This window comes from Actinosynnema sp., assembly GCF_052038725.1.
The window spans coordinates 1-4402 of sequence record NZ_JBQGCX010000291.1 but is presented as its reverse complement, the minus strand read 5'-3'; the positions used below and the strand labels follow the sequence as shown (position 1 = coordinate 4402).

At 73.7% G+C, this 4402-nt stretch carries 7 protein-coding genes; 1 reads left to right on the top strand and 6 read right to left on the bottom strand.

What is annotated here, in order from left to right; all coding sequences use genetic code 11:
- From ftsR to ACTUAL_RS05805, 5 genes are all read right to left on the bottom strand, one after another.
- Positions 1–465 (bottom strand): transcriptional regulator FtsR (gene ftsR / locus ACTUAL_RS05825; RefSeq protein ID WP_440899519.1); only part of this gene is annotated, 465 nt, incomplete at its 3' end.
- Positions 466–498: 33 nt separating this feature from the next.
- The gene (garA, locus tag ACTUAL_RS05820; RefSeq protein WP_440899518.1) at positions 499–951 is read right to left on the bottom strand and encodes a glycogen accumulation regulator GarA; all 453 of its coding nucleotides are present in this window, start codon (positions 949–951) and stop codon (positions 499–501) included.
- Positions 952–1064: 113 nt separating this feature from the next.
- Positions 1065–1445, bottom strand: a complete 381-nt coding sequence (gene gcvH / locus ACTUAL_RS05815) for a glycine cleavage system protein GcvH (RefSeq protein WP_015804061.1) — start codon at positions 1443–1445, stop codon at positions 1065–1067.
- A gap of 58 nt (positions 1446–1503) precedes the next feature.
- A complete protein-coding gene (locus tag ACTUAL_RS05810; RefSeq protein ID WP_096496213.1) occupies positions 1504–2115 on the bottom strand; it encodes a CDP-alcohol phosphatidyltransferase family protein in 612 nt (203 codons plus the stop codon).
- A gap of 386 nt (positions 2116–2501) precedes the next feature.
- Entirely contained in the window at positions 2502–2708 is a 207-nt protein-coding gene (locus tag ACTUAL_RS05805) for a hypothetical protein (RefSeq protein WP_096496214.1), read from the bottom strand.
- Between the two features lie 438 nt (positions 2709–3146).
- On the opposite strand from ACTUAL_RS05805, the gene ACTUAL_RS05800 reads away from it, so the two are divergent.
- Positions 3147–3539 (top strand): STAS domain-containing protein, encoded by a 393-nt coding sequence (locus ACTUAL_RS05800; RefSeq protein ID WP_440899517.1) that lies wholly within the window; start codon positions 3147–3149, stop codon positions 3537–3539.
- Here the strand turns inward: ACTUAL_RS05800 and ACTUAL_RS05795 are convergent.
- The gene (locus tag ACTUAL_RS05795) at positions 3490–4287 is read right to left on the bottom strand and encodes an ATP-binding protein (protein WP_440899516.1); all 798 of its coding nucleotides are present in this window, start codon (positions 4285–4287) and stop codon (positions 3490–3492) included. The two genes, ACTUAL_RS05800 and ACTUAL_RS05795, sit on opposite strands and share 50 nt — an antisense overlap.
- Positions 4288–4402 lie beyond the last annotated feature (115 nt).

The window sequence follows — 4402 nt, the reverse complement described above, 5'->3', positions numbered from 1 at the left end:
CGGCGCGGAACCGGTCGGCAGGGGGTGCTCGGCCTCGCGGGCGGCCGGGACCTCGTCACCGGACCGCGCGCCGTGCTCGCCGCCCTGGCGCCGCGTCGTGGACCACGGGCGGCCCGCGGGCTGCTGCTCGCCCCGGCCGTGATCCACGTCGCGTTCCGCCGAGAGCGGAACGGGCCCCACCGGAGCGGGACCCGAGAGGCCGTCGTCGGCCGCGTCCAGCTGCTCGCGGATGACCTTGAGCGGCAGGTAGTGGTCGCGCTGCGCGGTGAGCACGTACCTCAGCCGCTCGACGTCCGAAGCGCTGAACCGGCGGTAGCCCGACGCGGTGCGCGCCGGGCGGACCAGCCCTTCCGCTTCCAGGAAGCGGATCTTGGAGATCGTCACGCCGGGGAACTCGGCCCGGAGCTGCGAGAGCACAGCCCCGATCCCCATCCCCCCGCGCTGGGGCCGCCCGGCCGACGTCACGCTGCCTCCCCGGCCGGGCGCGGCCTCACCGCGCTACCCCTGGCCGCCCGCGCCGGGGCCGGTCAGGAAGACCAGGCGGAACTTGCCGATCTGGACCTCGTCGCCGTTCGCGAGGACCGCCTGGTCGACGGGCTCGCGGTTGACGTAGGTGCCGTTGAGGCTGCCCACGTCGATCACCACGAACTCGCCGCCCTCGCGGCGGAACTCCGCGTGCCTGCGGGACACGGTGACGTCGTCGAGGAAGATGTCGCTGTCGGTGTGTCGGCCTGCGCTGGTCGTGTCCCTGTCCAGCAGGAAGCGCGAGCCCGCGTTGGGCCCCCGCTTGACCACCAGCAGGGCGGACCCGGCCGGCAGGGCGTCGACGCCCGCCACCGCGGGCTCGCTCGCGGGCGCGCCTTCGACCTCGGCGAGGAAGTCGGCCCGGAAAACGGAGGTCCGCTCCGGGGACTGCTCGGGCGGAACGCCTGGCCCGTCGTTCGTGCTCACCTGAGCTCTCCTCCTGCTGCTGGATCCGTCGAGTTCGTTAGAACCTATCGTGCCCGAACCTGCGTCCGAGGATCGGCTCCCCCGGCGACCGAAGAGTTTGCGGAAGATCGACGTCACTCCTGGACCAGCTCCTGGTATGCGGCGGCGTCGAGGAGGCCCTCGAACGCGTCGGTGTCGTCGAGGCGGAGCTCCACCATCCAGCCCTCGCCGTAGGGGTCCTCGTTGATGAGGTCGGGCTGCTGGTCCAGTGAGTCGTTGCGCGCGGTGACCTCGCCCGCGAGCGGCGCGTAGATGTCCGACACGCTCTTGGTCGACTCCACCTCGCCCAGCGTCTGGCCTGCGGAGACCTTCTCGCCGAGCTCCGGGAGCTGGACGAACACGACGTCGCCGAGCTGGGCTTGGGCGAAGTCGGTGATGCCCAGGCGCACGGTGGTCTCACCTGTGCGCTGCACCCACTCATGTTCCTCGGTGTACTTGAGCTCCTCGGGAATCACCGCGGTGCGCTCCTTCAATGACGGTGGATCTTCGCTTCCGGATCTTCCCACGTCCTGCTCAGGCTGAGACGACCCCCGGCCGTTGCGCGCGGGACGCGAGGACGAGCTGGTACGCGTACAGGGCCCCGGACCACAGGTAGAGGACGGCTCCCCAGATCATCATGGCGTAGGCGAAGGGCCTGATGACCTGCGCGAACGTCGAGCCGCCCTGGGCGACCAGGAGCATGGGGAACGCGTAGAGCAGGATGAACGTGGCGGCCTTGCCGAGGTAGGTGATCGTGAACGCGGCCCGGTAGCCCAGGCGGCGCAGCACCGGCAGGCACGCGCCGACCACCAGCTCGCGGCCCACCAGGACCAGCACCACCCACAGGGGCAGGATGTCGCGCACGACGAACGCGATCATCGTGGCGACGATGTAGAGGCGGTCGGCCGCCGGGTCGAGCAGCACGCCGAGCTTGCTGGTCTGGTCCAGCCAGCGCGCGATCTTGCCGTCGAGCCAGTCGGAGACGCCCGCGGCGATCAGCAGCGCCAGCGCCCAGCCGTCGGCGCGCGGGCCGAGCAGCAGGTAGAGGAACACGGGCACGCCGAGCAGCCGCAGGACGCTGAGCGCGTTGGGGATGGTGAGGTACCGGTCCTGGGGGGCCGGTTCGGCTGCGGGCGGCGTGGACACGGCACGAATGCTAGGCGCACGCCAGTGGCGGGGCTCACCGGTGTAGGGGTGGGGGTTCGGGCGCGCGGCGCGGGCGCGGGGCCCGGTCGGGCGCGGGCGGCCGTTCGGCCTGGCGTCCGGCCGGGCGCCGGGCGGACGGGGCCGGGAGGCGGCGGCCGGACACGGCGGCGTGCGCCGGGGAGCCCGGTGGGCTCGCGCTCGGCGGACGCGCTGCGCGTTCCGGGTGCCGCTGTTCACAGGGGGTGTTCTTCCCCGGCGCGGGTCGTGGGAAACCCCCGCCGTTCAAGATCACTTCGAGGGTCGGGGGCCTCCAGCCGGGACTTCCGGTCGGGGGCGTTGAGGTGGGCGGGACGCCGAGCGCCCCCGGCCCACCTCGCGCCGTCGCCCTACCTGGTGCGGCTCCAGCCCCGCCGCTGGAGCTCGGCGCCCGTCAGCGCCTGCGGGCGACCCCGGTCGTCGACGCCGACCCAGCGGGCCCGGAAACCCTCGAGCACGTACGCGTGGCCCTTGCTCCACACGACGCTGCACGGCGCGGTGGGCAGCGCCGCCCTGCGCTTCGCGTGCCCGATCTCGGCTTCCGTCGTGGTGCTCATGGTGTGCAGACCTCCGTCCGGTGCGCCGTCCGCCCGTGATCGGCGGACGCCTTCTGGGGGAATTGTGGTGCGGAACACGTCCGCTTCGCGCGCCCTGCGCGCCCATCGGGTCCGAGCGGTCGCCGAGCTGCACGACCGGCTCACCGAAGGCGTACCCACCCCGGCGATGATCAACCGTTCGGCGCGGCGGTCCGGCCGCCCACAGCACCGGCACTTCAGAAAAGATGATCTTGGTGGGGCCGGGGCGCGGCTTGTGGTGCCAGACCGCGCTCCGTACGGTGAGCGGTGCAGCGGTTGAGCCAACAGCCGTGCCGGGGAGCTCCGGCTGGGCGTTGACCTGCGCTGCGCCAGGACAAGCACCCCGTTGACGGGCTCCCCACCCCACAAGCGGTGGCAGTTGAAGAGGAGACCCTCGTGTCGGTTCACGATCCCGAAGTCGTGACCACGGACGGAAGCGGGGCGGGCGCCGTCGAGGCGGGGCCCGCCGAGCACATCGACATCAGCGCGGAGCGGGTCGCCGACGGCGTCACCGTGGTCAGGGTCACCGGTGAGGTCGACATGCTGACCGCGCCCCGGCTGCGCTCGGAGGTGGTCGAGCGGATCACCACCGGCGGCACCCTCGTGCTCGACCTCGGCGGCGTCGGCTTCCTCGGGTCGGCCGGTCTCGCGGTGCTCGTGGAGGCCGCTCAGCGCAGCACGCGCGAGCAGGCCGCGTTCCGGGTCGTCGCGGTGGAGCGCGCCGTGCTCCGCCCGCTGGCCGCGACCGGTCTGGGCGAGGTGTTCAGCGTTCACCCGTCGGTGGCCGAGGCGCTGGGCGGTGACCGGGGCTAGCGTGCTCGACCAGGTCCACGACCTGGTCGACCCCGGAGGCGACGAGCGCCCGGTGGGCGGGGCCGCCCTCGGGCGCCCGCCCCACCACGCGCGTCCCCGCGTCGGCCGCGGCCGAGGCGACCGCGCGCAGGCTGCGCACCAACCCGTCCGCCCGGTCCCCCAGCTCGCGCAGGTCCACCACCACCGGAACGGCGCCGCCGCGCGCCGCGGTGAGGATCGCGCGCCGCACGGCGGGGCCTGCGCGGACGGGCACGTCGCCCCTGACCACGACCTCCACCCACCCCGCGCGCTCGCGCACCACCACCTCCTGGTGGGCGCTGACCGCGAGGCGGGTGGTTCCGGGGGCGTGCCTGCCGGAGAGCACGAGCACGACGGTGGTGCCGCCGGGCGACCGGTCCAGCAGCACCTCGTCCACGCTCTCGCGCATGAGCAGCAGGCCGCGCCCCCTGGACGACAGACCCGGCGGCGGGACGCGCCAGCGCCCGTCGTCGGCGACGACCACCCTGACGCGACCGCCCGGCTCGGCGGTCGCCTCGACGCGCACGCTGCCGGGCGAGCCCGGCGGGTAGGCGTGCTCGATGGAGTTGCTGACGGCCTCGTTGACGGCCATCAGCAGGTCGTAGCGGTCGTCCTGCTCGACGCCGAGACCGGTGAGCCACCGGTCGACGCGCTGTCGAAGGGCCGAGAGCCTTGCCGGCTCGGCGGGGAACTCCGCCCGCCAGTGCCGGTCGGCGAGTTGGTCGGTCACCGTGCGCCTCCCCGTGTGGTGCACCTCGGTGGCTTCCCGCTCATGGCGGCGCTCACACGTGTGAGCGACCACCCCGTCGGGTACCGATAGCGTCGGTGCACTACCGGGGGCCTGC